The 26168-nt window shown below is 68.8% G+C and carries 21 protein-coding genes and 5 pseudogenes; 14 read left to right on the top strand and 12 right to left on the bottom strand.

Going from position 1 to position 26168, the window contains the following annotated elements:
* Positions 1–887: 887 nt before the first annotated feature.
* On the bottom strand, positions 888–1667 hold the full coding sequence (locus tag OG611_RS39215) for a TetR/AcrR family transcriptional regulator (protein ID WP_266431235.1): 780 nt from the start codon (positions 1665–1667) through the stop codon (positions 888–890).
* 127 nt (positions 1668–1794) lie between these two features.
* Here OG611_RS39215 and OG611_RS39210 point away from each other — a divergent pair.
* Positions 1795–2678, top strand: a pseudogene (locus tag OG611_RS39210) (SDR family NAD(P)-dependent oxidoreductase).
* A gap of 210 nt (positions 2679–2888) precedes the next feature.
* Here the strand turns inward: OG611_RS39210 and OG611_RS39205 are convergent.
* Entirely contained in the window at positions 2889–3479 is a 591-nt protein-coding gene (locus OG611_RS39205; RefSeq protein ID WP_266431233.1) for an isochorismatase family protein, read from the bottom strand.
* Between the two features lie 249 nt (positions 3480–3728).
* Here OG611_RS39205 and OG611_RS39200 point away from each other — a divergent pair, with 249 nt between their 5' ends.
* Both OG611_RS39200 and OG611_RS39195 read left to right on the top strand, forming a co-directional pair.
* Entirely contained in the window at positions 3729–3926 is a 198-nt protein-coding gene (locus OG611_RS39200) for a hypothetical protein (RefSeq protein WP_266431231.1), read from the top strand.
* Between the two features lie 7 nt (positions 3927–3933).
* A complete protein-coding gene (locus OG611_RS39195; protein ID WP_266431229.1) occupies positions 3934–4407 on the top strand; it encodes a GNAT family N-acetyltransferase in 474 nt (157 codons plus the stop codon).
* A gap of 313 nt (positions 4408–4720) precedes the next feature.
* Here OG611_RS39195 and OG611_RS39190 read toward each other — a convergent pair whose 3' ends face one another.
* Positions 4721–4867, bottom strand: coding sequence for a hypothetical protein (locus tag OG611_RS39190; protein ID WP_266431227.1), 147 nt, complete (start codon positions 4865–4867; stop codon positions 4721–4723).
* A 1222-nt stretch (positions 4868–6089) separates the two neighbouring features.
* Between OG611_RS39190 and OG611_RS39185 the strand changes: the two genes are divergently transcribed.
* Positions 6090–7655 carry an SDR family oxidoreductase gene (locus OG611_RS39185; RefSeq protein WP_266431225.1) on the top strand — a complete coding sequence of 522 codons (1566 nt, stop codon included), beginning with the start codon at positions 6090–6092 and terminating at the stop codon, positions 7653–7655.
* A 39-nt stretch (positions 7656–7694) separates the two neighbouring features.
* On the top strand, positions 7695–9068 hold the full coding sequence (locus OG611_RS39180) for a deoxyribodipyrimidine photo-lyase (RefSeq protein WP_266431223.1): 1374 nt from the start codon (positions 7695–7697) through the stop codon (positions 9066–9068).
* A gap of 149 nt (positions 9069–9217) precedes the next feature.
* Here OG611_RS39180 and OG611_RS39175 read toward each other — a convergent pair whose 3' ends face one another.
* On the bottom strand, positions 9218–10810 hold the full coding sequence (locus OG611_RS39175; protein ID WP_266431221.1) for an oleate hydratase: 1593 nt from the start codon (positions 10808–10810) through the stop codon (positions 9218–9220).
* Between the two features lie 494 nt (positions 10811–11304).
* On the bottom strand, positions 11305–11820 hold the full coding sequence (locus tag OG611_RS39170) for a hypothetical protein (protein WP_266431219.1): 516 nt from the start codon (positions 11818–11820) through the stop codon (positions 11305–11307).
* 135 nt (positions 11821–11955) lie between these two features.
* On the opposite strand from OG611_RS39170, the pseudogene OG611_RS39165 reads away from it, so the two are divergent.
* From OG611_RS39165 to OG611_RS39155, 3 genes and pseudogenes are all read left to right on the top strand, one after another.
* Positions 11956–12309 (top strand): annotated as a pseudogene (locus OG611_RS39165) (IS1380 family transposase); the annotation flags it as partial.
* 731 nt (positions 12310–13040) lie between these two features.
* Positions 13041–14483: a basic amino acid/polyamine antiporter gene (locus OG611_RS39160; RefSeq protein WP_266431217.1), complete on the top strand. Its 1443-nt coding sequence runs from the start codon at positions 13041–13043 to the stop codon at positions 14481–14483.
* A gap of 55 nt (positions 14484–14538) precedes the next feature.
* Positions 14539–15801, top strand: a complete 1263-nt coding sequence (locus OG611_RS39155) for an arginine deiminase (RefSeq protein ID WP_266431215.1) — start codon at positions 14539–14541, stop codon at positions 15799–15801.
* 32 nt (positions 15802–15833) lie between these two features.
* On the opposite strand, the gene OG611_RS39150 is transcribed toward OG611_RS39155, so the two are convergent.
* Entirely contained in the window at positions 15834–15998 is a 165-nt protein-coding gene (locus OG611_RS39150) for a hypothetical protein (RefSeq protein ID WP_266431213.1), read from the bottom strand.
* A gap of 543 nt (positions 15999–16541) precedes the next feature.
* Here OG611_RS39150 and OG611_RS39145 point away from each other — a divergent pair.
* Together OG611_RS39145 and OG611_RS39140 are read left to right on the top strand one after the other, a co-directional pair.
* Positions 16542–16832, top strand: a complete 291-nt coding sequence (locus OG611_RS39145; RefSeq protein ID WP_266431211.1) for a hypothetical protein — start codon at positions 16542–16544, stop codon at positions 16830–16832.
* A 397-nt stretch (positions 16833–17229) separates the two neighbouring features.
* A pseudogene (locus OG611_RS39140) lies at positions 17230–17475 on the top strand (MoxR family ATPase); the annotation flags it as partial.
* 363 nt (positions 17476–17838) lie between these two features.
* Here OG611_RS39140 and OG611_RS39135 read toward each other — a convergent pair.
* From OG611_RS39135 to OG611_RS39120, 4 genes and pseudogenes are all read right to left on the bottom strand, one after another.
* Positions 17839–20040 carry a WD40 repeat domain-containing protein gene (locus OG611_RS39135; protein WP_266431209.1) on the bottom strand — a complete coding sequence of 734 codons (2202 nt, stop codon included), beginning with the start codon at positions 20038–20040 and terminating at the stop codon, positions 17839–17841.
* Positions 20041–20888: 848 nt separating this feature from the next.
* Positions 20889–22049, bottom strand: coding sequence for an NAD(P)/FAD-dependent oxidoreductase (locus OG611_RS39130; protein ID WP_266431207.1), 1161 nt, complete (start codon positions 22047–22049; stop codon positions 20889–20891).
* 43 nt (positions 22050–22092) lie between these two features.
* Positions 22093–22653, bottom strand: a complete 561-nt coding sequence (locus OG611_RS39125; protein WP_266431205.1) for a hypothetical protein — start codon at positions 22651–22653, stop codon at positions 22093–22095.
* Between the two features lie 47 nt (positions 22654–22700).
* Positions 22701–22861: pseudogene (locus OG611_RS39120) on the bottom strand (alpha/beta hydrolase); the annotation flags it as partial.
* 517 nt (positions 22862–23378) lie between these two features.
* Between OG611_RS39120 and OG611_RS39115 the strand changes: the two are divergent.
* From OG611_RS39115 to OG611_RS39105, 3 genes are all read left to right on the top strand, one after another.
* Positions 23379–23681, top strand: coding sequence for a helix-turn-helix transcriptional regulator (locus OG611_RS39115; protein ID WP_266431203.1), 303 nt, complete (start codon positions 23379–23381; stop codon positions 23679–23681).
* Positions 23678–24070, top strand: a complete 393-nt coding sequence (locus tag OG611_RS39110; RefSeq protein ID WP_266431201.1) for a VOC family protein — start codon at positions 23678–23680, stop codon at positions 24068–24070. Before OG611_RS39115 ends, OG611_RS39110 begins: the two co-directional genes overlap by 4 nt.
* A 105-nt stretch (positions 24071–24175) precedes the next feature.
* Positions 24176–24661 (top strand): hypothetical protein, encoded by a 486-nt coding sequence (locus OG611_RS39105; RefSeq protein WP_266431199.1) that lies wholly within the window; start codon positions 24176–24178, stop codon positions 24659–24661.
* A gap of 271 nt (positions 24662–24932) precedes the next feature.
* Here OG611_RS39105 and OG611_RS39100 read toward each other — a convergent pair.
* Both OG611_RS39100 and OG611_RS39095 read right to left on the bottom strand, forming a co-directional pair.
* Positions 24933–25108 (bottom strand): annotated as a pseudogene (locus OG611_RS39100) (IS5/IS1182 family transposase); the annotation flags it as partial.
* 114 nt (positions 25109–25222) lie between these two features.
* Positions 25223–25603 carry a helix-turn-helix domain-containing protein gene (locus OG611_RS39095; RefSeq protein ID WP_266431197.1) on the bottom strand — a complete coding sequence of 127 codons (381 nt, stop codon included), beginning with the start codon at positions 25601–25603 and terminating at the stop codon, positions 25223–25225.
* 142 nt (positions 25604–25745) lie between these two features.
* On the opposite strand from OG611_RS39095, the gene OG611_RS39090 reads away from it, so the two are divergent.
* On the top strand, positions 25746–26156 hold the full coding sequence (locus OG611_RS39090) for a RidA family protein (protein ID WP_266431195.1): 411 nt from the start codon (positions 25746–25748) through the stop codon (positions 26154–26156).
* Positions 26157–26168: the final 12 nt, after the last annotated feature.

Raw genomic sequence — 26168 nt, 5'->3', positions numbered from 1 at the left:
TGGAGAGGCCACCGATTCATCTGCCGGAGAGGTACGGCAATTGGCGGGGCGTCCACAACCGGCCCATCTCGGTGGACTCCTCAATCGTGGGCGCGCACACCAGCACGCGGCGAGCGAAGCCCGCACTTCGTGATCGGTGACCAAGTCCTGGCGAGCATGGCCGGTCATTGTCGCGAGATCGAAGTCGGCACCGGGCTGCGCCTCTGCCGCAGTGCCCTCCATCCACTCGACGTCAGCCCGGCGCCGAACTCGGTCCAGCGCGACTCGGTCCGGATCCAGTCCGACGAGCTGGCCACGATGGCCGCGCTCACGTGGCAGACGCAGCGTGGCCCGGTGCCACAGCCCACGTCCAGGACCGACTCAGCACCCATGCCGAACGGAAAGTAGACGAACGGGACGCAGAAGTTGCCATCGGGTCGCCGATCGGAATCCCACGGGTTCAGCAGGTCGTACAGCGAAGCAGCTTCAGCGTCTGAGAACACCGCGACGCTGCCCGCCGCCCACCACCTGTCAACAACCGCTTGTCCGGCCGTGCGACGCCGACCTGGTTGCGACACCAGCCACACCTCATCGCTGGCAATACCGCAATCGCCTTGCCAGCCGAGCGGCGCAATCTCCTCTCAGAGCCTCCGGGCATTGGTGCGGCCCGACTTCCACCGGTCGTGCACGTAGCGCTTGTACTCGCCCGGGGCGGAGGATCGGTTGTACTGCCACTGCCCGGTCCCCGTCGATAGAAGCAAAGGCTCCGTCTCGTGCTCCATGAAACTGGTTCCGCGAGTTCGACTCCGACTCGCGACCACGCCGTCCCTGGTTCCCTGGGCGGGCAGGACGGTGAGCGGGCCAGCCAACAGAGCAGCGGTAGCGCGACCCGAGACCGGCCCATTCCGCTATTGCTTTCGGCCGCCGAGGTCCTCCCCAGGGTGATCTGTGTCGTCCGTTCCCCCATGAGGGCGGGCGTCCGCTGCTCTGGCGGCTCGGCAAACGGTGCCGGTGGCGTAGCCGGTGAGCAGGGCGGTCAGGATGTCGGTCAGCCTGGGTTCGACGTCGATGACGGAGTGGGACAGTTCGGGATCGGTCTCGTAGAAGGCGCGGAGCTGGGTGCCGGGGGCGGCCATCTGCCACAGGGCTCCGGCCATCGAGGTGGCGGTCGTCACAACACTGCGCGCCTGGTCGGCGTCGAGCGGTGTGATCGCGCTGATGGTGGCGCCGATGCTCATGACCTCCGCGATGGCGCCCTTCTTGAACGTTCGGACAGTGTCGGTGGAGACGTTGCGTTCCAGATTCAGCGGGGTGTGGGCCAACAGGTCGCAGAACAGCGGGCGGGCCACCAGTGACTGAGCCAGCACGCCCGCGATCGATCGGGCGGCTTCGGCCCACTGCTCGCCGTCGGCGTGGGGGCAGGGTGTGATGGCCTCAAGCTGTTCGCGCACCGCGGCCGACCAGTCGTGCCAGGCGGTGCCCGCCAAGCGCAGGAAGATGTCCTCGCGCGTCTCGAAGTAGCGCAGCATCGCGGACTTGTGCATGCCGACCTCGTCGGCGATGGCGGTCACGGTCACCTCCCGTACCCCCTTCGTCGTGGCGAGGCGTGTCGCCGCCGCGAAGATCGCCTCCTCCCGGGCCAGCTTGGCCTCGGGGCTGCGGGCGCGCAGGAAATCAGCCTTCGTCATGACCCCATTATAACGAAACCAGGTTTCAGTAATGCCGCGACGGCGCCGCGGTGGCGAGCGGCAGCGAACCACTGAGATTTACCACAACCACGTTGCACTAATAACGCAACCGTGTTTTGGTAGAGGCATGGACGCACACACCCTCATCTGGTTCATCACTGGCTCGTCCCGCGGCTTCGGCCGCGCCCTCGCGATCGCCGCCCTCGAAGTCGGCGACAACGTCGTCGCCACGGCACGCAAGCCGCAGCAGTTGGACGAGCTCGTGCAGCAGTACGGAGACCGCGTCCTGCCCGTCGCGCTCGACGTCACCGGCCGGTCGGCCGCCGTGGCCGGCCTGCAGGCGGCGGTCGACCGGTTCGGCAGGGTCGACGTGGTGGTCAACAACGCCGGACACGCCAACACCTCGGCCGTCGAGACCACGCCCGAGGACGACTTCCGCCGTCAGTTCGACACCAACTTCTGGGGCGTCTACAACGTCTCGACAGCGGCGGTCCCGGTCCTCAGTGCGCAGGGAGGCGGCACTTCGTGCAGTTCTCCTCCATCGGCGGCCGCGTCGGCGGTACGCCGGGGCTCGGGTCCTACCAAGCGGCCAAATTCGCCGTGGACGGCTTCACTCGGGTGCTCGCGGCCGAGACCGCCCCGTTCGGCATCAAGTACCTGGTCGTGGAGCCGGGCGGGTTCGCCACGGACTGGGCCGGAGCCTCGATGCAGACCCCGGACGTCGCATCGGAGTACGACGCGACGGTCGGCGAGATGGTGCGCCTGTTCAGCGGCGCGAACGCCCCGGGCGACCCGCAGCGGGCCGGCGACATCCTGGTCCGCGTGGTCAAGCACCCGGCCCCGCCCTCTCACCTCGTCATCGGGGCCGGTGCCGTCCAGATGGCACAGGACTACTCACGCGGCCAGCTGGAGGAAGCAGCCAGGTGGGAAGCGGTGAGCCGTTCGGCCGACTTCGACCAGGAACCGGTCGACCTGCCCGCCCCCACGCCGGAGACGGGGGCACGGTCATGACACAGTTCACGGACAAGGAAGCGGCTCGTCCCGCGGTGCCCCCACCCTGCCCCCGCACGACGAGCCCGCCGATTCGGCGGCCGCCGCCCAGGGGTGATCTCCCCCGCAGGCGGCCCGGTCGGATCTGTCTCCCGCCCGCTGCTCGCGGGCGGGCACACAAGCACCGGGGCGCCGACATCGTTCCCGGGCAGCCGCTTACGGCCGACGTATTCAGGCAGCGACAACAGGTTCGCCGCTGAGCGCGACGCCGGCCCGGCGCAGTTCGTCGAGTGCGGTGCGCGTGGTGTCGGCGGCGACACCGGCGGTGTAGTCGAGCAGGACTTGCACCGTGAAGCCCGCGCGCGCTCCGTCCAGTGCAGTCGCCTTCACGCAGTGGTCGGTCGCGATGCCGACGACATCGATCTCGGTGACATCGCGGGCTCTCAGCCAGTCGGACAACGTCGTACCGTCCTGCGTGAAGCCTTCGAAACCGCTCTTCGAGGCGGAGTGCGCGCCTTTGAAGACGACCTCGTCGACGTGCCCGGAGTCCACGGCGGGCGCGAAGTCCGGATGGAACTCGCCTCCCTCACTGCCGACGACGCAATGCACAGGGAACGAGTCATGGAAGTCGGGGTTCTCGGAGAAGTGGGCGCCCGGGTCGATGTGGTGGTCACGGGTGGCCACGACGAAGGCGTACCGCTCGTCGGGGCGTCGGACCAGCTCGGCGATGGCGGCGGCCCTGCCCGCGCCGCCCTTCACCGGAACACTGCCGCCCTCGCAGAAGTCCTTCTGCACATCAACGATGATCAGTGCACGACTCACGGAAAAGCCCCTTCCCTCGGATATGGTCTCTCCCCCGATGGTCGCCCTTCCGCCGACGGGCGGGCGCGCCACTCGCCGGTCATTCACCCGACCGGCGCGGCCCGCACAGCAGCGGGGCGCAGCGCTCCCTCCCCCACAGGAACCACAGGGGCACTCACGCGCGGCGAAGCCCGTCATTCTGCGCTGCACCCTCCCGGGGCGGAGCCCCACGGCCGCCCTCGGTCGGGGAGAACGCTCTGCGCCGACGTCTTGCAGTACCCCGCCGCCGACGAGGACCTCACAAACGGCGTACTGATCCGCACCGACAGCTACGAGGTCGACGTGGACATCAACGAGGTCTGTATCGCCGTCAGCCGCTTCCGGCCCGGCCAGTTCTTCGACGTCCTGGCCGAGCCGGTGAACCGGCTCAGGGCGAGTGTGACCCCAAAGGACCGGCCACGGCTATGACACTGCCATGATCGTCATCATGGGGATACACATCGCACCGGCCCAGGTGGACGACTTCCACCAGGTCCTGACTGACCACCCTCGTTACTGGGGCGAACGCGACCTTCGGTCGCTGCACCTTCTTGCAGTGGTGCAGGAGTTCGGTTCGACCTGCCTGGTTGCCCGAGCCGAGGACGGCATCCGTGGGTACATCTTCGGGTTCGTCACCCCAGAGGGCACCGGGTACGTACATCTGATCGCTACGCGGGACGACGCCCGCGGCACCGGTCTCGGGCGTCGTCTGTACGCGGCGTTCGCCGAGGCAGCGGAACGTCATGGTGCACGGCAGTTGAAGGCGATCACATCAATCGAGAACACTGGCTCGATCGCCTTCCACCGCAGCCTCGACTTCGACAAGGAGGTCGTCGACGACTACAACGGCCCCGGCAGGGCCATGGCCGTCTTCCGCCGAGATCTGCCGTTCAACGTCTCGTGTTCCTGACCAACCAGCCGTCACTCGTCATTGCTCCCCAGGTCGTAGGACCCGGACGGCGAGAAAGCCGATGAAAGCGACACAAGAACGGTTGGAGAAGATACGTGCCCGCCACAGTGCCGATCTCAAGCTCCCACGGGCACGAAGGCTCCCACGGGCACGAGCGGCTCGCGACGACGCCCAACCAGGGTGGCGGGACCTGACCGACGCCGTCCGCTCCAGCGGTTCACCCTGCGATTGGCTCGATGCACCTGCTCGACTGGGTCGACGAAGCTGATGCGCCGCCCGGGGCCTCTGAACGGTGTTGCCCTCCGGCGACGGGTCATTCGTCCGTGGAAGAGCGCCCGCTCCGCTTGTTCCAGGGAATGTGGGTGGCGAGCACGTCACCCACCGTGCCGACCACGTTGAATGCGAGCCAGCCCACGTCCTTCAGGACTCGCACGACCGCAGAAGCCGCAGCCTCTTCCATGTTCTGATCCCCTCATGTCCGTCCCCGTGGCCTATTTCGATCTTGGAGACGCGTTCCGTCGCCACTCGGTTGCCCGGGGAGAGTTCACGGGTCGCCCTGCAGTCGATCTCGGCTGCGGGTGGGGCCATGGCGAAGTCCGCGCAAGTACGCGAAGGCTCCGACGCGCGAGCCTCGCGGCCGGCGTTCCTCCTCTCCCGGCAGCTGGCCCAGCTTTCGATGAACACCCATCGGACCGATACAGAAGAAGGCCAATCATCGACGCAGCACCCTCCCTGCCCGTGCTGCGCCGACCCGGTCCTACTCCGCGGGCACGTCAACCCGCTCTTCATGCTGGGACCGTGCCTGAGCACGGGCCGTTGACGATCGCAGCCCCGAGGGTGGTGGCGGAACCGACGGCGGCGCCCAGTAGCGCGGCGAGTCCTGAGTCCATGGGTGCCAGTCTGCCGAGCATGTTGCTCATCCAGTTCGCCGGGGCTTCGTTCCCTTGGTTTTCTGAACCTTTGTCGAACGCGGGAGGCAGGACTGCCAGCAACGGTCCACATCGGCGGTGGTCACACCCGTGCTCGACCACCAGAGCCGGACAGGCTTGTTGACGCCGACACCGGGCAGCCTCTCCACGGCCAGGCGGACGACGGCGCCCTCGATGATGGGCGGGTGTCAGTGATGGTCACCGCCTGCCCGGGGCCCAGGTCGCAGCATCGTCGAAGACGAACCAGCCACCGTGCTTCGGAGGCCGGCCCCCCTTCGGGTCGTAGACACGCGGTGGTGTCGGTCGTCGCATGACCCGGTCCGCGCACAGACGGCTCAGGATCTCTACCGGGAGGCCGGCGAGGAAGTGGGCGATGCGGAGCCTGCGGCCCCGACGTGATGCCGGCGCAGGCGCCACAGGGGCGTTTGGTGATCATCCCGCGCGCCCCCGGTCACCCGCCCCTGCTCCCTGGCCGACCGGCCCGGCTGCCCGCCCGGCGGTCCTGGAAGCGGGACGGCAGGCGGGCGTGGTGAACTACATTGTGATGGTCGTCACAATAGCCGCGCACCGTGCGGACCTGCGTGCGCCCGGTGCCGCCGCGCGGGACTGTGGTCGAGGTGGCGGCGGAGCAGGTCGGGGCCGCTTCCACGTCACGGCCGCCGGCCCGTTCGCCGTGACGGGCGCGGGCACTCCGTGGAGGCCATGATCGGGCGGCATGGGGACAAGTCGGAGCGAGCACGTGGAGGGACGATCGTGGGCACGCATGAACAGGGGGACACGGAACGGTTGCACTGCCTGGTCACCGGAGCGTCCGGGTACATCGGCGGGCGTCTCGTACCGGAACTGCTGCGAGCGGGCCACCGGGTGCGCTGTCTGGCCCGCTCCCCCCGCAAACTCCGTGACCACCCCTGGGCGGGTGACGCCGAGACGGTACAGGGCGACGTGACGGACGCGGGCTCGGTCGCCGCCGCCATGCGCGGGATCGATGTCGCGTACTACCTGGTGCACGCCCTCGGTACCGGCTCCGCATTCGAGGACACCGACCGCCGTGCGGCCCGTGTCTTCGCCGAACAGGCGCACTCCGCCGGCGTGCGACGGATCGTCTACCTGGGCGGACTCACGCCACCGAATGTGCCCGAAAGGTCGCTCTCCCCGCATCTGCGCTCCCGGGCCGAAGTCGGGCGAATCTTCCTCGACGCGCCGGTGCCCGCCACCGTGCTGCGAGCAGCGGTCGTCATCGGCTCGGGGTCGGCTTCCTTCGAGATGCTGCGCTATCTGACCGAGCGGCTGCCGGTCATGGTCACCCCCAGCTGGGTGCACACGCGGACCCAGCCCATCGGGGTACGCGATGTCCTGCGCTATCTCGTCGGCTCGGCCACCATGCCGGACGACGTCGACCGGGCGTTCGACATCGGCGGGCCCGATGTCCTCACGTACCGGGAGATGATGTGCCGGTACGCCGCCGTCGCCGGACTGCGCCGGCGGCTCATCGTGCCGGTTCCGGTGCTCACGCCGAGGCTGTCCAGCCACTGGGTCGGCCTCGTCACCCCGGTGCCCGCCTCCCTGGCCCGCCCGCTGACGGAGTCACTGCGTCACGAGGTCGTCTGCCAGGAGCACGACATCGCCCGGTACGTGCCCGACCCTCCGGGCCTGCCGCTGCCGTTCGACGAGGCGTTGGCTCTGGCACTGCGGCGGGTGCGTGAGGCCCAGGTCGCCACCCGCTGGTCGTCCGCCGCCGTACCGGGGATGCCCAGCGATCCGCTGCCCACGGACCCGGACTGGGCCGGAGGCAGCCTCTACCAGGACGAACGGCAACTGTCGGTCGATGCGTCCCGAAAGGCCCTGTGGAAGGTGATCGAGGGGATCGGCGGCGACAACGGCTGGTACTCCTTTCCACTTGCCTGGGCGGTCAGGGGATGGCTGGACCGGTTCGTCGGCGGCGTCGGGCTCCGCCGCGGACGGCGCGACGCCGAGCACCTGCGGGTCGGGGACTCACTGGACTTCTGGCGGGTCGAGGAAATCGAGCCCGGACGGCTGCTGCGGCTGCGCGCAGAAATGCGACTGCCGGGCCTGGCATGGCTGGAAATGTACGCCGAGACGGACTCCGAGGGCCGTACCCGCTACCGGCAACGAGCGCTGTTCCACCCCCGCGGTCTGCTGGGCCACGCCTACTGGTGGTCCGTCTCCCCATTCCACGCCGTGGTCTTCGGCGGCATGGCCCGCAACATCACCCAAGCCGCCGCCAAGGGCATGAGCGCGCACGGAACCTCGTCGCACGGCGACCACGCCCGGAGCTCCCGGCGACGGGTCGGCCGCTAGCGCCCATCAGCACCACCTCATGACACCAGGAGTGACGCCATGACCGTCGCGGTCGTCCTGTTCACCTCGGATCTGCGTCTGCACGACCATCCCCCACTGCGCGCCGCACTCGCGGCGGCAGACGAAGTGGTGCCGCTGTTCATACGCGATCCGGGTGTCCACACGGTCGGCTTCGACGCGCCCAACCGCAGCGCCTTCCTCTCGGAGTGCCTGGCCGACCTCGACGCCTCGCTGCGCCGACGCAGCGGCCGGCTGGTGTTGCGCACGGGGCCGGTCGTCCGGGAGGTCTGTGCGCTTGCCGCGGAGTGCCATGCCTCCGAGGTGCACATGGCCGCCGGCGTCACCGGATACGGCCAGCGCCGGGAGGAGCGGCTGCGTGACGGTCTCGGCGATCACGGCGTGACGCTGCGCGTGCACGACGGCGTGGTCACCGCCGTCGCCGCGGGGACGGTCACTCCGGCCGGCTCCGACCACTACGCCGTGTTCACCCCCTACTTCCGCCGCTGGTCACAGGAGCGGCTCAGGGACCCCTGGCCGGCGCCACGCACCGTGCGCGTCCCCGACGCGGTGCACGGCGAGCCGTTGCCGTCTCGTGACGGGCTGTCAGGCGTCTCCCCCGGTCTTCCGGCCGGAGGGGAGACGCGGGGGCGTGAGCGGTTCTCCCAATGGGCACGCAAGGATCTGTCCGGGTACGAGGACCGCCACGACGACCTGGCGGGCGACGCGACCTCGCGGCTGTCACCGTACCTGCACTTCGGGTCCCTCTCGCCGGTGGAACTCATCCAGCGGGCCCGCACGCACGGCGGGCCCGGGGCGGACGCGTTCGTGCGCCAGCTGTGCTGGCGCGACTTCCACCATCAGGTGCTGGCAGCACGCCCGGCGGCGTCCGTCGAGGACTACCGCACGCGGCACGACCGGTGGCGGACCGAGGACGAGGCAGCCGAAGACATCGCCGCATGGCGTGAGGGCCGCACCGGATATCCGGTCGTCGACGCAGCGATGCGCCAACTCCGGTACGAGGGCTGGATGCACAACCGGGCGCGCCTGCTGGCGGCCGGCTTCCTGGCCAAGACCCTCTACGTGGACTGGCGGATCGGCGCCCGGCACTTCCTCGACCTTCTCGTGGACGGCGACATCGTCAACAATCAGCTCAACTGGCAGTGGGTCGCCGGAACCGGCACCGATACCCGTCCCCACCGCGTGCTCAACCCGGTCGTCCAGGGCAAACGCTTCGACCCGCAAGGAGCGTACGTACGCCGATGGGTGCCGGAACTGCGAGACGTGGCACGCAATCGCATCCATGAGCCGTGGCGGCTGCCCGAGCGTGAACGGGCACACCTGGACTACCCGGAGCCGCTGATCGACCTCGCGGACGGCCTGGCACGGTTCAAGCACGCCCGCGGCCGGGACTGAGAGGGGAACGCCGCCAGCCGCCAGCGGCCTGCCGCCAGCCATCCTCGTCACCGACGGACGGCTCGGTCGACTGCCGACGCGCTGGGGGCCGTGTCCGTTCCGGACACGGCCCCCAGCATCATTCAGGAGGTTCGCTGTGTGCTTCTGTCTCAGGCGAAGGCGGTTCTCAGCGCGGACCAGGCGATCTTCGGATCGGAGAGACCGTGGTACATCGCCGGGATCTCCTTGTCGACGCCGAAGTGGTGGTAGACAGCGAGCATGGCCGCGCGGACCGAGTACTCGACGGTGAAGACGACGTCCTCGGGAATCTCGACGAACTGGCCGAGGAATGCGAAGTTCTCCGCACCGTCGGGAACGACCAGAGGCCGGTCGGCGACGGCACGACGCTGGAACTGAGCGTCGATGTAGGGCATCTGGACGGTGGTCACCCTGGTGGTGGCCCGGACCTCGTCGGCGATGTCGTCGAAGCCGAGGTGGCCGAGGAGTTCGTCAAAGATCTCGGCGCCGGTGCAGTCGTCCATCTTCTTCGGCACATGGTCGCCGGGGACATCGCCGAACAACGAGTATCCCCACAGCGTGTACGTGTTCTCCTGCTGGTCCCGGAAGTGCGGTTGGGCCGGCACGACGACCGAAAGGAGCCAGCGCGAGTCCTTCCAGGTCATCAGGGCGCCCTCGCCGGGGACGTTGCCGGTGTACTCCTGGATGCGGTCCAGGAGCGTACGGCCGGCCATGGTGAGGGTGAAGGACTCCCACTTGGACTCGTCGATGTTGCCGCAGAAGGCGGTAGGGCGGCCGAAATCCGGGGCCTTCTTGGCGATCGACTCCCACAGTCGCCAGGAACCGTCCCGCTTGTCGCGGATCAGCTCGGGGACAGTGGAGCGGTCGCCGTACGTGGTGTCGCCCGTCATCGACCCGATCGTCAGCAACGCGTAGTCGTCCTCGCCCAGCTCGATCGTCCCCGCCTCGGCACCGTCGCGCTCCAGGTGGAGCCGGGAGACTCTGCGGGCGGCGGCGTCGGAGAAGTCGACGTCGGCGACGGTCACACCGAACTCGGTCCGTACCCCCTGGGCGGTGAGCCACTCCTGGATCGGACGGATGACGGAGTCGTACTGGTTGTACTTGCTTCGCCGCACCCCGGACAACGTGTGGATGCGGTCGAATTCCTGGACGAAGGCGAGGAAGTAACGCTTCAGCTCGATCGCCGAGTGCCAGGTCTGGAACGCGAACGTCGTGCGCCACATGCACCAGAAGTTCGTGGTGAAGAAGTGCGGCTGGAAGAAGTCGTCGATACGACGCGCACCGATCACCCGCTCGGGCAGCGCGAGCAGCCGAGTCATGTCGATGCGATCACGGGCGTCCAGACCGAGCTGGGAGGCGTCGGCGATGGTGCGGTCGCCATTGATGATCCGGGCCTTGGCGTTCGTGGGGTGCTCGATGTTGAAGGCGAGCATTTCCTGCCGTACCGAGATCGCCGGATCGTCCAGGGTCGGGATCGTCTCCAGCAGGTTCCACAGGCACACGTAGTGTTCTTCCTCGAACATCCGGCCACCACGCGTGACGTATCCGCCCTCGGCGGTCGGGGCCGGGGCTCCGTCCATCGAGCCTCCGGCGATCGGCAGCTGCTCCAGGATGTGGACGTTCTCACCGGAGACGCCAGTGTCTCGTACGAGGAAGGCGGCTGCGGCGAGCGAGGCGATGCCGCCGCCTACGAGGTAGACCTGGGAGTTCTTCGATGCCGGCACGAGATGACCTCCGGTACGGCGGGAACGGGCACGGAGCGGTCGCGGCGGGCTATGTGACCCGCCGGCCCCCACCGAGCCTCTCCCACCTCCGCACATCGCGCGAACGGAGCAGGCCGAGCGTCGCCCGGCCCGTACGACGTCGGCCTCACCAAGGGCCACGCCGTCGTCGCACGAATGGAGCCTGAGCAGGCAGTGGGAAGAGGAGCCCGGGAGGGGCGCGGTGTCCGTCTCCGTACGGTAGCGGCCTGGCGGGTCACGGATACCCGTCTGAAGAGGCCGCATCGCGTCCCCCGATCGGATGACGTCTTTGAGGGGTGCGGCTGCGGTCGGTGGAACTGGAACGCAGATCGGCGTGACCGGAGCGCGGTGGGTCCTGCCGTGCCTGTTTGCCCATCCAGTGGTTGGGCGGCCTTTCGGGGCCGGACTGCGCACCGCATCCCCGCCCCGGAGCCCGTCCAAGGAACGGCTGTGTTCGCGATGGTGCGGTGAGCGGTTCATTGCTCGTCGTCGAGGCCCTGGATGCCGACGGGCTGTGTTCCGTCGAAGGTGACGAGGATTCCGTAGGGGTCCGCCAGTCGGAACCTGCTCTCGGCGAAGCGGATTGCCCAGGTCTGGTCGGCCCACACCGTTGCTTCGGGAAGCGCCAGTGGCAACTCCGGAAGGTCCAGCCAGCTCAGTTCCTCGGTTGTGAGTTCAAAGTCTCGTTCCCGGAGTCGGGTGCGGCAGTACTCCGAGGCTTGGGCGACGAAGACGTCGAAACGACTCACAACATCGTGAGCGAGTCGGAGGGTGGAGTCCTCCGGCGGGGCGGCCGGCTCAATCACCAGACTCATCCCGGCCGGGTCCGCGCCTGTCGGCACCGGGAAGTAGCCGGTCCAGCAGGCCAGCGACGGCGAGCTCTCCGTCCGTATCAACGCAAGCCCGGCGATGTGCAGGGTTGCGGGCAGTTCCGCGTCGACGTCAGGCGCTTCAGCGCCCCAGCCGCTCGATGATGCGCCGTTGTCGGACATTGGCTCAGCCTAAGCCTCGATCCACCGAGTGACTCGCGTCCTGTGGACGAGGAAACGAGAAGAGATGCCTGCTGACCTGCGATGATGGGAGTTCTGACGCTTCCAGCACGCACAATCAAACAAGGCACCTCGCAGATGCAAGTTTCCCACACTCCGGCAGCGGTCTCCGCTGTGTTCGACGACCCGAATCTGATCGCGTATGCCGGGCTGGTCCCGGTGATGCGGCTGGTCGAGCGGTGTGGCCTGTCGGACCTGGTGGCTGCGAAGGTGAAGCTGACCGGAGCGAAGAACAGTGCGGGGGCTGCGGCGGATGCCAAGGTCACCGGCATCGTGGCCGGGATGGTCGCGGGTGCGGACAGCATCGACGACCTGGACGTCCTGCGGCACGGTGCGATACCGGCCCTGTTCGGCGGGATTCGCGCCCCGTCCACGCTGGGCACGTTCCTGCGTGCGTTCACCCACGGCCATGCGATTCAACTCCATGCCGTGCACCGCGGGTTCCTGGCCGCGCCGGCCGCGCACACCCCCTTGCTGCCCGGTTGCGGCCAGAAGGCGTTCATCGATGTCGACTGCCCATCCACGACCACCGACCGAAACCAGCTCACAAAACGATCAAGAGATCACCTTCAGGGCACCTCGGCGGATCGAGGCTTAGGCCGCCCTTGGGCCACGCCTGATCACGACGGTGACCCGACAGCCGGGGCACACGGCTATCCGCGTGACCGCTTCCGCCCCCGCGCCGAATCGATCGCACACCGGTGCGGGGCGCCGGCCGGTACCACCCGGGCATGGGTTCTGCCCGGGTATCGCCGACGATCGAGTGGACAACGGATATTTGCCGGGTTACGAGCGATTCAACCGCTGGATTGATAATGTCCGTAATGCGACTTTTCAACTGATGTATTCGGGCTGAGGGACGTAGGACGTGGGACGCGGCACCACGGTCACCGGATGCAGGCCGGCGGATCCTGCGCCTCCTGCCGGACACCCCGTCCCTCTCCGAACCTTCCCCGGCACGGTACTGACGTGGACTCACCGGGTCCTCCGGCCCCCTCTCCCCGGGTTTCTCCCGCGCGTGCGGCGCCCTGATGTCCGCAGGCGCCACGCCAGGCACCTCGCATCGTGCCGGTCCCAGGGCCGAGGCACCCCTGCCCCCTGCGGGAAGGCCGGCACAACCTCTCTGCGTGAACCCTCCACTCCACTCGCACCCTAGGAGTCCCATGAGCACGACGGACGAGGCACCGACCGCCGGACAGGCCGCCAAGCTGACCGTTCCGACACTCACCGCGATGGTGGTCGGCTCCATGGTCGGGGCCGGTGTGTTCTCCCTGCCGCGCCGGTTCTCCGAGGAGACCGGAGTTGCCGGAGCCCTCATCGCCTGGGGGGTCGCGGGGACCGGCATGCTGATGCTCGCCTTCGTCTTCCAGGCACTCGCGGTCCGCAGACCGGACCTCGACGCCGGGGTGTACGCGTACGCCAAGGCCGGGTTCGGCGAGTACCTCGGATTCTTCTCGGCCGTCGGCTACTGGGCCAGCGCCTGCGTCGGAAACGTCACCTACTGGGTGCTCATCATGTCGACGATCGGCTCCGTCGCGCCCGCTCTCGGAGAGGGTGACACTGCGCTGGCGATCGTGCTGTCGACGGCCGGCCTGTGGGCGTTCTTCTTCCTCATCCGACGTGGGGTCAAAGAGGCCACGGCGATCAACAGGATCGTCACTGTCGCGAAGATCGTCCCGATCCTCGTCTTCATCATCCTTGCTCTCTTCTGCCTCAAGCCCGACGTCTTCGCCGAGAATTTCGCGGGCGCCGACTACGCCGGATCCCTCTTCCACCAGGTCCGCGCCACCATGCTGGCGACCGTCTTCGTCTTCCTCGGCGTGGAAGGCGCCAGCGTCTACTCCCGCCACGCCAAACGCCGCGAGGATGTCGGGCGCGCCACCCTGCTCGGCTTCATCAGCGTCTTCTGCATCTTCGCCTCCGTCACCGTCGTCTCCTACGGCATCCTGCCCATGCACGAGATCGCCGAACTCCGACAGCCGTCGATGGCCGGTGTCCTCGAAGCGGCCGTCGGCACCTGGGGCCGGGCCTTCGTCAGCGTCGGGCTCATCGTCTCCGTGCTCGGCGCCTATCTCGCCTGGAGTCTCATGGCAGCCGAAGTGCTGTTCGTCGCCGCCAAGGACGACGACATGCCGCGCTTCCTGCGCCGGTCCAACCAGGCCGATGTGCCGGTTCCTGCCCTGCTGATGACCACGATCCTGTCCCAGGTCGTCCTGGTGGTCACGGCCTTCTCCGAAGACGCCTTCAATTTCGCCCTCGACCTGACCAGCGCGCTCAGCCTCGTCCCGTTCCTTCTCGCCGCCGGCTACGCGGTCAAGGTGGCGGTCGGCCGGGGCGGCGCGGACCGATCGCCCCGCCCCGGCCGCGAGCTGACCATCAGCATCCTCGCCACCATCTACACCGCATTCCTGATCTACGCCGCCGGCCTGAAGTACCTCCTGGTGTCGCTCATCATCTACGCCCCGTCCTCCGCGCTGTTCGTGATGGCCCGCCGCGAGCAGGGCCGCAGGCCCTTCTCTCCGGGAGAGGCCATCATCCTCGCCGTCTCCGCAGCCGGCGCCGTCGTCGGCATCATCGCCCTGGCAGCGGGATGGATCAGCATCTGACCCCAACTCGTCACATTCGGAACAACCTTGAAGCACCGTCACCGAAAGGGCTGCCATGACCAACCCCAGCGTCCACCCCGCCACCGCGTACGGCGTCCACTCCGAGGTCGGCCGACTGCGCAAGGTCCTGGTCTGCCGGCCCGGACTCGCCCATCGCCGTCTGACCCCCACCAATGCCGACGACCTGCTCTTCGACGACGTGATGTGGGTGGAGAACGCCCAGCGTGATCACGCCGACTTCGTCAACAAACTGCGCGGACGCGGCGTGGAGGTCGTCGAGCTGCACGACCTCCTGGCCGAGACCATGGCGCTGCCCGACGCCCGGTCATGGCTCCTGGACCGCAAGGTGATCCCCAACGAAGTCGGCCTGGGTCTCATCGACGGCACTCGTGCCTTCCTGGAGTCCCGCACCCCCCAGCAGCTCGCGGAGTACCTGATCGGCGGCCTGGCCACCGACGACCTGCCTGAGGAGTACCGCTCCGGGTACCTGGCCCTGGCCCGCTCCTCCGCCGACGCCCGCGAGTACCTCATGCCGCCGCTGCCCAACACCCTCTACACACGGGACACCACATGCTGGCTGTACGGCGGACTCACCCTCAACCCGCTGTACTGGCCCGCCCGGCACGACGAGACACTGCTGATGAAAGCCCTCTACACCTTCCACCCGGACTACAAGGGATCGGACGTGTGGTGGGGTGATCCGGAACAGGACTGGGGACAGGCCACCTTCGAGGGCGGCGACATCATGCCGATCGGCAATGGCGTCGTCCTGATGGGCATGAGTGAGCGGACGTCCCGGCAGGCCATCACCCAGGTCGCCGCAGCCCTGTTCGCCGCGGGCGCGGCCCAGCACGTCATCGTCGCCGGGATGCCCAGGCTGCGGTCCGCCATGCACCTCGATACCGTCTTCACCTTCGCCGACCGTGACATCGTCACGCTCTACCCGGCCATCGTCGACGCCATCCACGCCTTCTCCCTCCACCCGGCCGACAAAGCACCCGGAGTGGAGGTCGTCGACGAGGGGAAGGGCACGTTCGTCAAGGTGGTGGCCAAGGCACTGGGACTGCCCGGCCTCCAGGTCGTCGAGACCGGGGGCGACGCCTACGCCTCGGAGCGCCAGCAGTGGGACAGCGGCAACAACGCCGTCGCCGTCGAACCCGGCGTGGTCTTCACCTACGACCGCAACACCCAGACCAACACCCAACTACGCAAGGCGGGCGTGGAGGTCATCACCATCGTCGGCGCCGAGCTGGGCCGCGGTCGCGGCGGCGGCCACTGCATGACCTGCCCGATCATCCGCGAACCCGTGGAGTACTGAACCCGGGCAGCGGGCGGGAGGTGTTCCGGGGATCAGGCCGCCGCACAAGGTTCCGGGCCCGCGGTCGCCCGTGCGTACGCTCCGGCATGGGCGACCGCTGCCGGCACGGCTAGCACGGCGAGCACGGCCTGGAGCTGCTCGCGTGCCTCGTGGAGGCGGGCCGCCGTGGAGTGGGTCTTGTCCGGTCGGCAGCGCATATCCATCTCCCGCCGGTCGTGCTGCGGTTCCGTGATCGGGTCGAGAAGCCCGTTCCGGGAGGAGCGCCTCAACGTGCAGGAGGGCTTGTGTCGGCGCACTCGCCACCGGCCTGGCCCTCAACGCACCGAAGGACGCCCCCGTCCGGTCGGGAAGAGCCAGGTGGCCACCGGGGTTCCGTTCGTAGCGGTGATCGAGGCTGCACGGGACAGATCGATCAGGCCCTGTCCTTCGAGGGACTGGATCACATACTGGTGCGGCCGCCCCCAGAACCCGGCACGGGACCGGCTGACGAAGCGACGGTGCACGGTCGACTTCGATTCCTCGAAGCAGGCAGCCGATACACCCCCATGGGGCGGGCGGGCGCATGTAGCTGCACCTGGTGGTGGGACAGCGGTTGGAACATGTCCGGGACAGGCCGAACCCCTGGTCACTCCCGCCGGTGAACGTCCAGAGTGGGCGGCAGCCAAAAGGTCGCACCAGTACAACCGACGGTTCCTGGCGTGTTCAGGGTTGTTCCGTACTGTCAGAAGGAGACTTTCGCCATGCGCAAACGCACTGCCTTTCTTGGTGCCTTCGGCGCCGCCGCTCTCGTGCTGTCCGTCTCGACCAGCGCCCAGGCCGCCACATGGACGCCCACAGAAGCCACCAAACACGCCAACATCCGAGAGTGCTATCGCGCTACCTGCGCGCCGACAGGCGTCATCTTCCCGGAGATGCCCGTCTGGTGGTCGCACTATGCGTACAACGATGCGGGCAACAGGTGGTACTACGTCAAGAACGGCAACGGCAATACGGGCTGGGTGTACTGCGAGAACGTCACCGCAGGCTGCTGAGGGCCCGCGACGTCCTGGTGACACCGCGCATCGGTCCAACTGGCCGGCCGTCACTCAGACATCGGTGAGAGACGCTCGTCGCACGGCGGGACCAGGGCACCGGCGGCTTCGGTGCCGGTCAGGTAGGCCGGGGCGACTTCGGGCATCAGCTCCCCGAGCCGACGGGTGTGGGCGGCGAGGCCGTCGACGACGCGGTGGGGAGCGGCCGGTGCCCTTCGTCCCAGTGATTGGACCAGCCGTACGCACGCAGAAACCGGCGAACCCCGCACAAGGGGGCGTCCGGTCCGGACACCGCGCAATGAATCCGCCGCGTCGTGACGTCCGGTGCGCCCGCGCTCTTCACGTACATCGAGCAGTCCCGGCGCACCGGACGTCATCCTTCGCAGGAGTACTCCGCTTGCAGGCAATCGTCACCGTCACGCCCTCCCGTGTCCCGGAGCTGCTGCTCGGCCTTGCCACCGTAGGACCCGTCTTCCTGTGGGGCGCACGCGGCATCGGCAAGTTGTCCCTCGTACGGAACTTCGTCGCATCCCGCGGCCTCGAATGCGTCAGTCTGCTCGGCACGCAGCTCGCGCCCGAAGACCTCATCGGCGTACCGCAGATTCGTGACGGCTGGTCTGTGTTCTGCCGGCCCGAGGCCATCGGCGGCGTCGGCCAGGGACAGGGCACTGGGTACGGGCCAGCCACGCGAATTGAGATCCGCCCCATCCAATTGGTGATCACGAGAGCAGGCCAATCACTCGTCTATCCGGACGTCTCCGTATTTTCCCGTCCGCGAACCTCACACGCCCTCCAGCCGACGACGAGGAAGTGATCACCTACACGGCAGGCGTCGGCGCGCTCCTGGCGGCGTCGGCTGCGGCCGGACTTCCTCGCCACGAGTGTTCGCGCTGATGATCCTGGGTCGTCACCAGCAGCCGACCGCCCGCAACCGCCCGCCCCTCACTGATCGTCACCAGGCCCACCACGTGCAGGGAGGACCACCCCACTGATTCGGGTGGCCGGGTCACGTTGCCGTGACGGTCCGGGGCAGCAGGGCCAATTCGTCGGCGAAGCCGACCAGCAGTGCGCCACCGTCGACGGGAGTCACGCTGTGCACCCGGTAGGGGAAGCGCAAGGCGCGGTGAATCCGGGTGTGGGTATGCAGGTCCCAGGCGCGCACGGTGGCGTCGTCGCCGCCGGTGACGGCGACGGTCCGGTCGTCGAGCGTGGTGAGGGCCAGGTCGGCGATCCGGCGGTGGTGGCCGTACAGCGGCTCGCCGCGCTCCCGGCCCGCTGTGAGGTCCCAGACCCTCGGGTGGGGGTCGTACCCGGCGGTGGTGACGGCGACGGGCGTACCGTCCACAAGGGCCGTAGCGACACGCTCCACCGCGCGGGAATGGCCGTGCAGCGGCCGACCGAGCGAGGCGCGGTCGGTCAGGCGCCAGATCCGGACGGTGCGGTCGGCGTGACCGGTGACGAGGGTGGTGTCGCCGTCGACCGAGATGGCGCCGACCGCTCGTACCCCCTGGTCGTCACCGGTGGCCAGGGGCGGTCCGATCTCCTGCCGTCCGACCAAGTCCCAGATCCGGACGGTTCCGGTCCGGGTGCCGACCAGGACAAGGGTCCGATCGTCGACAACGGCCGTCGCGAGGGCGGCCGGCTCCGTGTCCCGGCAGTCGAGCGGTGCCCCGAACGTCTCACGGGTCTCCAGGTCGGCGATCCGCACGAGCCCGTCCCGGCCCACGGTGAGCAGCAGGGTGCGCCCGTCCACGACTGCTGTGGCCATGCCCGCGGCCAGGACCGCGTCGGTGTGGCCGGGCATGGGCTGGGTGGTGCGGGGACGCGCGAGGTCCCAGAGGTCGACCGTCCCGTCGTACCGGCCCGTGGCCACGAGCTGGCGACAGCCCGAGGTCGCCGTGGTCAGAGCCGCAGTCTCCCGACCCGGACCGTCGACGGCATCGCCGCCGTGGCGGTGTCCGGTGAGGTGCCAGGTGCGCAACAGGCCGTCGGAGGCGCGGGCGACCACGACCGGCCCCGCATCCGAAGCAGTGACCCCCACCTCACACACCGGCTGGTCGTGGCCGGTGAATGCGTCGGCAAACTGCGCGCCGGTGAGCAGGTCCCATACCCGGACGGTGTCGTCCCAGCCGCCGGTGACGGCGAGGGCACGGCCGTCCACGCGGGCGGTGGTGACCGCGCTGACACGGTGGCCGTGGCCGGTGAGCGGGGCGCCGAGTTGCTCGCCGGTGGCCAGGTCCCAGACGCGGGCCGTGTGGTCCTCGCTCGCGGTGACGGCCAGGGCCCGGCCGCGCGCGTGGGTGGTGGCCACGGCCAGGACCGGTGCGGTGTGACCTGTCAGCGGCCGACCGATGGGGCGGCCACTGAGCAGGTCCCGGACCAGGACGTGATGGTCGTGCTCCCCCGCGGTGACGGCGACCGGGCGGCCCGCCACCCTCGCCGTCGCGACGGCGGTCACCCAGCCCTGATGTCCTCCGACGGGCTCGGCGACTTCCCGGCCGGTGGCCGGATCCCAGACCCGGACCAGCCCGTCCCAGCCACCGCTGACCACGAGCGCCCGGCCGCCCATCTGCACGGCCGCCACTGTGGCGAGGCGGCCATGCGCCACGGAGAGCGGCTCGCCCACCGGCTCGCCGGTGCTCAGGTCCCAGGCCCGTACGGTGTCGTCGGGCCCCTGCCGGTCGGTGTTCCAGTGCCGGTCGCGTGCCTCGTGGCCGGTGAGGACGAGCAACCTTCCGCCCGCCTCGACCGACCCCACCAACCTGGCGTCCTGCGGGGCCTTGAACAGGTCCGTCGAGGTGCCGTCGAGCACGTCCAGAGCCTTCACCTCGCCGAACGGACCGGCGTCCACGGCAACCAGGCGCCCGTTCCGTTCGGCGAGCACCGCGTGCACGCCGTCGCAGCGCATCACCCGCACGGTTCGCTCGTCGGCCCGCCGTCCCGTGGCCCAGCCCACCCGCCAAGGCGCGGTCGGCTCCCCGGACGGTGCGGCCGCGGCGAACCGTTCCGCCAGGCCGGGCCATCCGAACCGGGCCGCCTCCAGGGACAGCAGCTGGGCCCGGCCCACGCCGTCGGCCCGGCTGAGCCGCTGGGAAACCGAGCGGTACACGGCCGCGGTGCGCCGCTCGTCCTCGTCTGCCGGTGGCGGTGCCGTACGCAGTACCTCGCCCGGATCTGCGTGGACCAGGAAGGCCGTGTCGGTCCACATCAAACCGCTGTCCCTCCGTCCCCTCGGATCCGCAGGTGGCCCGTGCTCGGGGACGGGGCTGCGAACGGCCCCGGCGTCCACCGCGAGCATGGTACCGGCCGGTGCGCGTGCCGACGCGGACGATTACGTCGGTGCAGGCGGGATCGGTGCCGGACCGTCCAGCCTGTGCCACCACAGGACCACACTGGTGCCCGGACTGATCTCGAACAGGCCGCGCCCGTACCGGGTGCTGACGAACCATCCGAGCGGGCCGCAGATCGCCGGGGCCGAAACAGCGTTGTGGCTCGGCAGGCACCACACGAGCCGTCCGTCGTTGCCGTCCGTCCCCCGCGTACACGCCACCATGGCTGTCACAAACGGGGGTCCGGGGCTCGGTAATGGGCTTCGCCTACCCAGCCGACACAACAGTGCGGCCGTAGGCACGGCGCATATGCGGATATACGGGCCTCCGGAATGTCAGCGGTCCGGCTCGGGAGGCGGTCCAGGCCGGTGCCGAGCATGATGTGGCCGACGCTTGCCGTGAGGGTGTTGTCGGCGCCGATGACGGTCTCGACTCCGCCGGGGAGCAGATCGGGATCCCGGTACCAGTCGCGCATCTCCGCCTCGCCGTACTCGCCCGCTTATCACTTGGTGGCGTGCCGGGCCACTGTCTCCTCGAACGCGCCAAGGGAGGAGCTTGTTGACTGAGTGGTGTGTGGTGTGGGTGCCGGATCCCGGGCAGTGGGGAACGGTCCGGTCGATCGGTGCCAAGGGCGTGCTTGGGGGACCAGGAAGTAACTCGTTCATTCGCGACGGGACAGTCCGGGGCGAGGGACCGGCGGACAGGGCCATGCTCTCGCGCTTGGTAGTCAGGAAGGCTGGACATCGTCGAAGAGGGCGAGGGCTTCGGAGGGGTCCGGGCTCACGAGGCGTTCCAGACCGGCCATCGTGATGCTCGCCCACCTGCCGGCCCGTGCCCACATCTGTTCCTCGAAGGCGCGGACAGCCTCGTCCAGATCTCCGGGGCCGGGGGCGGCGGCGATGGACTCGGCGAGTTCGGCGCCTTCCAGCATCGCGAGGTTCGCGCCCACCCCCAACGGGGGCATCAGGTGGGCGGCGTCACCCAGTAGCGTCACCCCGGAGACGTGGGCCCAGGTGTGGGACACGGGAAGGGCGTAGAGGGGGCGGTGGACGAAAGCTGTGCCGTGGCGGAGGAGGTCGAGGACGGGAGCGGCCCAGCCGTCGAACAGAGCCAGCAGGCTTGATCGCACGGCCTCGACGTCGGCCAGGTCCAGGCCCGCGCGCTGGTTCAGGCCCATATGCCGGCCCGGGTTCGTGTGCCAGTCCAGCGGCACGCGGAACTGGGCGTATACCTTGACGTGGCCGCCGCTGTTGCGCTGGGCGACGAGCGCGCGGTTCACGCCGTACACAGCCACGGAACCGTCGCCGACCAGCCGGGCGAGGTCGGGGTGGCGTGTGTCGACGTCGTCCAGCGAGGTCTCGACCAAGGTGACGCCGGTGTACTGCGGCGTCGCGGCCGAGACCGCCGGGCGGACTTGGGACCAGGCACCGTCCGCGCCGATCACGAGGTCGAACGTCTCCTGTCGCCCGTCCGCGAAATGGACCAGCACGCCATCCCGGCTCTCCGGCACTACCTCCGTCACGCCCCGCCCCCATTGAACGTCCAGAGGCCCGAGCAACAGGTCACGGAGTTGCCCGCGGTCGATCTCGGGATTGGCCCGGTCACCCGGCCGAGGTTGCCAGTCGCGGAGGACGGTCCCGTCCGCGTCCAGGATGCGCATGGCCTGCCCCTCGGGACGGGACAGCGCCTGGAACTTCGCCAGCACCCCCGCCTTCTCCAGCGCCAGCTGGCCCAGCCCCTCGTGCAGGTCCAGCGTGCCGCCCGCGGGACGGGCGTCGCGGGCGGGATCGCGTTCGAGGACGGTGACAGGGTGACCATGACGGTGCAGGACACGGGCGAAGCTAAGGCCGGCGGGGCCGCTGCCGATCACTGCGATACGGGGTCTCATGTCGATACAACGTACGGCCCCTCACCAAGCCAGTCCCGCCCCGTCACCGAACCGAAACGACGGCGTGAGCCATCGGATGGGTAATCCGCCTCGTGCTCAGTTGCAGGGGCAGAAGGGTGCCTGGTCGTACGGGGCGGCCGAGGAGTTCGAACACAGGGTGCGGTGGGCGGCGTGGAGGGTGCGGACGCCGCGCGGTCCATCTCGGGTTTGACTGCAGGGGCGCCGTGGCGGCGGCGTTGGCGCCGGTGGGGATCCACAGGTGGCCGGGGTCGTTGCCCTGGAGTTGCCGGGTGATGTGTGCGCGGGTGTCGAGCCAGCGGGTGAGGACGTCGGCGGCGCGAAGGCTGTGGAGTTCGGGGACGGTGCGGCCGACGGAGGCGACGAGGATGGCGACGACGGCGGTGCGGATGGTGGCGGCGGCGTTGGCGCCGGTGGGGCGTTTGACGGCGAGGAGGTGGAGGAAGCGGCGGGCCTCGTCGGGGGTGCGGCGATCACCCTGGCCGCACGGGCTGAGTGCCTCACGGCGTGGGCCCAGCCGATGGAGGCGGTGGTGGCCGAGCACCGCCATCGAGGAGGGCCGGGACCTGTCCTCGATGAGCGGCATCCTGGCCGACACCGCCTACCGTCTGCTGTCGGCCTGACGGCCCGGCCTCACTTCAGGTGCCGGGCGAAGAACCGGGCCGCGTCGTCCACCTCGAACCACGGGGTACCGATGTGCCGCCCAGATTGGCCTGCAGCTTCTTCTCCTTGGCGCCGAAGGTGTCGAACAGGTCCAGGACCGGTTGCCGTTCCATCCCTTCGTCGTCCCACTGCCGGCGCCCAGGGCACCCCAGCGATCCCGGCACAGCGCAAGGCCCGCCGCGAATACGAGAACCGTGTCAACGCGCTTCCGGCTACAGCCGGACCAAGATCGTTCTCAGCATCAACGGCTGTCCCGATGTTCCCCATGGTCGTCTCAGGTGGGGCAGCCGGTTGGCGGGCCTCGTGATGGCAGATGATCTCGGCGAGGTGGGACTTGGGATGCCGTTGCCGCGTATCGACGGGGCAGGGGACGAGCCAACCCTCTCCGTCGGCGCCGATCCGGCCGATCCCACGGCCGAGGGTAGTTCGAATGCCGCAAGCTCCAGAGCGAGCCAGCGGCCGGCGGGGGCGCGTTCACGCGGCCGCGGTCCGCTGGCGGATGCCCCTGATCGTTGTCTTCGGACGGATCGGGCTTGGCGTTGCGGACGATCACCACACGGCTGGGTTCAGCACTCATGCGGCACATCCAGGCAACCGCGGCGCACCTCGACTTGATAGGCAAGTGAATGGTTGCCTATCCTGCTCTTCGTGGCCGACGACCTTTTCAAAGCCTTGGCCGACCCCACCCGCCGCACCATCCTCGACGAGCTCACGGAGAAGTCCGGACAGACACTGTTCGAGATCTGCGCGCGACTGAGCATGAAGCATCAGCTCGGCATCTCGCGCCAAGCGGTCTCCCAGCACCTCGCCGTACTGGAGGCCGCCGGGCTCGTCGAGACCAGGCGGGAGGGCCGCTACAAGTTCCACGACCTGGACACAGCCCCGCTGCGGCAGATCGCCGAGCGATGGCTCATGCCCGACACATCCGGACCAACGGGGAGCACCCCATGAAGATCCATCTGACCAGCATCTTCGTCGACGACCAGGCCAAGGCCCTGCACTTCTACACCGAGATCCTCGGCTTCGTGAAGAAGCACGATGTCCCGGTGGGTGAGAAGGACCGGTGGCTGACCGTCGTCTCGCCCGACGAGCCCGGCGGCACCGAACTTCTCCTGGAACCCGCCGGCCACCCGGTCGTCAAGCCCTACCGCGACGCGCTTGTCAAGGACGGCATCCCACTCGCCCAGTTCGCCGTCGACGACGTGAAGACGGAGTACGAGCGCCTGCGCGACCTCGGCGTCCGCTTCACCCAGGAGCCCCTGGAGATGGGCCCTGTCACCACCGCAGTCTTCGACGACACCTGCGGCAACCTGATCCAGATCGCGACACAGCCGAAATAGCGCCATCTCCTGCCAAGCCGCACTCCACTTCGCCGCCCCACTCATCTGGGCTCGGCAACAGCGCCGATTTGTCGCCAGCCGGCCATGACAGGACAGCATGAGGCTATGCCTGCTCCGCATCCCCATGGCGATTACGTGATCACCGCGATGTACTCCGTGCCCGATGACGCCTGGTACTTGGAACTGGATCTCGTTGCCGAGCAACGCACCCTTGTGACCGCGATCGTCCCCGACGAGGACCCGGCACGGGAGCCGACGGTGTGTTTCACCCCTGACGGACGGCACCGGGACGTCCCGTACGAGGTCATGCGTTGGTTCATGGACCAGGTCGAGGAGGAGATTCGAACGTCCCGCGCCTGGATGCGGCTGCGGCCTGAGCTCGTCGAGGTCATTTACCAATTGCGTCAGGAGCACTTGGGCGGCATCGATGACGACGACTTTCCTCACGTCCTGGCGAAGGTGCGCGGCTCCGTCCCCGAGGGAGACCTCCCCGTCGTTCTTGCAGCCGCCGTCGGGCGGAAGCCTGACGGAACCACCGTGGACCACCAACAAGGGGTCCCGCTCCCAGACGGCCGAGGAGACAAGCCGTAGCGGGACGCGGGTGCGCCAGTTCGTGACTGAGGGCCGGGACGGGACCTGGAGCGGCACGCTGACTGTGCTGATTCAGGGCGCGGGCAGCGACGACGCGGCAGGACCGTCCAGCAGCGCCCGGCACACGACGTCGATGTCTCCGTTCGCCCCGAGTACCGCGGAAGCGGTGTGATCGATGCACTCTTCGAGACGGCCGTCGGGTGGGATGGTCGGTGGTGGAAGTGGCGCGGGTGCGCTTGTACGTCCACGAGCCGCTGCCGACGCGGCCGCCGCGGATGCGTTCCATGACCGGAATGAGCTGCGGGGCGTCGCCCCATTGGCCCGGGGTGATCAGGAGGCCAGGGGAAGGCGTCCGCCCTCACCGGCGAGGTGGATCTCGCAGGTCGGGCCGCCCCGGGAGCACCCGGGCCCCTCGTCGCGGCGGTGCTGCCGCGGCGTGCGTAGCCGGCGGGCCTCGCCCTCGCGGCGCGCCTGACGGGGGCCTGCTGCCTCCACGGTCATGAGGTGCGGACTACAGCCGCCATGCCAGTCGGGCCGAAGGCAACGACGCAATCGCCCTCGTCAGGCGTCGAAGCGGCGGCGAGCGGCCTCGATGTGACCGAGGTACTGGTGGGTCCAGCCACACATCCCCTCAACTGTCGTCCGTAGAGCTCGACCCGACTCGGTGAGGGTGTACTCGACCCGCGGCGGCACAGTGGCGTGCACGGTCCGGTCGACCAGGCCGTTGCGCTCCAGCATGCGCAGGTTCTGGGTGAGCATCTTGTGACTGATGCCCTCGATCCCGTTGCGCAGCTCGCTGAAGCGCAGGGTGCCGTCACCGAGAGTTTCGATGATCAGGAGCGCCCACTTGTTGGCGATGTCCGAGAAGATCTCCCGTGCCAGGGAGTCCGCGCGCGTCAAGTCCGCTTCGTCGGGCAGTCCCTTGAACTGCTTGGTAACCATGAAGTTCCCCAGTCACTGAAAAGTGCGTCCTTCCATGTCAGCGGTCACTCTCCTACGGTTTCCGAGTAACCACAAGAGACCGAAGCGATTGCGGTTCGGGGCAAGCGAGCCCTCGGGCTCTCATGACAAGGAGGCGGGCAGCATGGCCATCACCCTGGTGAACCCCGACGGACTGCCGGAGATCGATGCCTATCGGCAGGTATCGATCGTGACTGGTTCGAAGCTGGTCTTCATCGCCGGGCAGGTCGCCTGTGATGCCGACGGGGCCACGGTCGGCGGGGGTGACCTCGCCGCTCAGGTCGAGCAGAGCTATCTCAACATCGGCACCGCCCTGGCCGCGGTCGGTGCTTCTTTCGAGGATGTGGCGAAGCTGACTGTGTACGTCGTCGACTGGACCCCCGACAAGATGCCCCTGTTCCTGGAAGGGGTCTCCCGGGCAGCCGCGAAGTTGGGGGGCACCCCGGTCGCGCCGGGCACGCTGTTGGGTGTTGCGGCACTGGCCGCACCCGATTATCTGGTCGAGGTCGAAGCCATCGCCATGGTCGGCGGTTGATGTCCTGTCGCA

Origin of the sequence: Streptomyces sp. NBC_01363, assembly GCF_026340595.1 — a bacterium.
Classification (GTDB): domain Bacteria; phylum Actinomycetota; class Actinomycetes; order Streptomycetales; family Streptomycetaceae; genus Streptomyces.
Note: the sequence above shows the minus strand (reverse complement) of the source record. Positions and strands in the feature narration are given on the sequence as shown.

What these genes read in the sequence shown, in the direction of transcription:
- OG611_RS39125 (WP_266431205.1), bottom strand. Translation starts at nt 22,653, where the DNA reads ATGCCGCTCATCGAGGACAGGTCCCGGCCCTCCTCGATGGCGGTGCTC.
- OG611_RS39190 (WP_266431227.1), bottom strand. Translation starts at nt 4,867, where the DNA reads ATGGAAGAGGCTGCGGCTTCTGCGGTCGTGCGAGTCCTGAAGGACGTG.
- OG611_RS39110 (WP_266431201.1), top strand. Translation starts at nt 23,678, where the DNA reads ATGAAGATCCATCTGACCAGCATCTTCGTCGACGACCAGGCCAAGGCC.
- OG611_RS39130 (WP_266431207.1), bottom strand. Translation starts at nt 22,049, where the DNA reads ATGAGACCCCGTATCGCAGTGATCGGCAGCGGCCCCGCCGGCCTTAGC.
- OG611_RS39155 (WP_266431215.1), top strand. Translation starts at nt 14,539, where the DNA reads ATGACCAACCCCAGCGTCCACCCCGCCACCGCGTACGGCGTCCACTCC.
- OG611_RS39180 (WP_266431223.1), top strand. Translation starts at nt 7,695, where the DNA reads ATGACCGTCGCGGTCGTCCTGTTCACCTCGGATCTGCGTCTGCACGAC.
- OG611_RS39105 (WP_266431199.1), top strand. Translation starts at nt 24,176, where the DNA reads ATGCCTGCTCCGCATCCCCATGGCGATTACGTGATCACCGCGATGTAC.
- OG611_RS39170 (WP_266431219.1), bottom strand. Translation starts at nt 11,820, where the DNA reads ATGTCCGACAACGGCGCATCATCGAGCGGCTGGGGCGCTGAAGCGCCT.
- OG611_RS39150 (WP_266431213.1), bottom strand. Translation starts at nt 15,998, where the DNA reads ATGCGCTGCCGACCGGACAAGACCCACTCCACGGCGGCCCGCCTCCAC.
- OG611_RS39090 (WP_266431195.1), top strand. Translation starts at nt 25,746, where the DNA reads ATGGCCATCACCCTGGTGAACCCCGACGGACTGCCGGAGATCGATGCC.
- OG611_RS39160 (WP_266431217.1), top strand. Translation starts at nt 13,041, where the DNA reads ATGAGCACGACGGACGAGGCACCGACCGCCGGACAGGCCGCCAAGCTG.
- OG611_RS39215 (WP_266431235.1), bottom strand. Translation starts at nt 1,667, where the DNA reads ATGACGAAGGCTGATTTCCTGCGCGCCCGCAGCCCCGAGGCCAAGCTG.
- OG611_RS39095 (WP_266431197.1), bottom strand. Translation starts at nt 25,603, where the DNA reads ATGGTTACCAAGCAGTTCAAGGGACTGCCCGACGAAGCGGACTTGACG.
- OG611_RS39195 (WP_266431229.1), top strand. Translation starts at nt 3,934, where the DNA reads ATGATCGTCATCATGGGGATACACATCGCACCGGCCCAGGTGGACGAC.
- OG611_RS39145 (WP_266431211.1), top strand. Translation starts at nt 16,542, where the DNA reads ATGCGCAAACGCACTGCCTTTCTTGGTGCCTTCGGCGCCGCCGCTCTC.
- OG611_RS39135 (WP_266431209.1), bottom strand. Translation starts at nt 20,040, where the DNA reads ATGTGGACCGACACGGCCTTCCTGGTCCACGCAGATCCGGGCGAGGTA.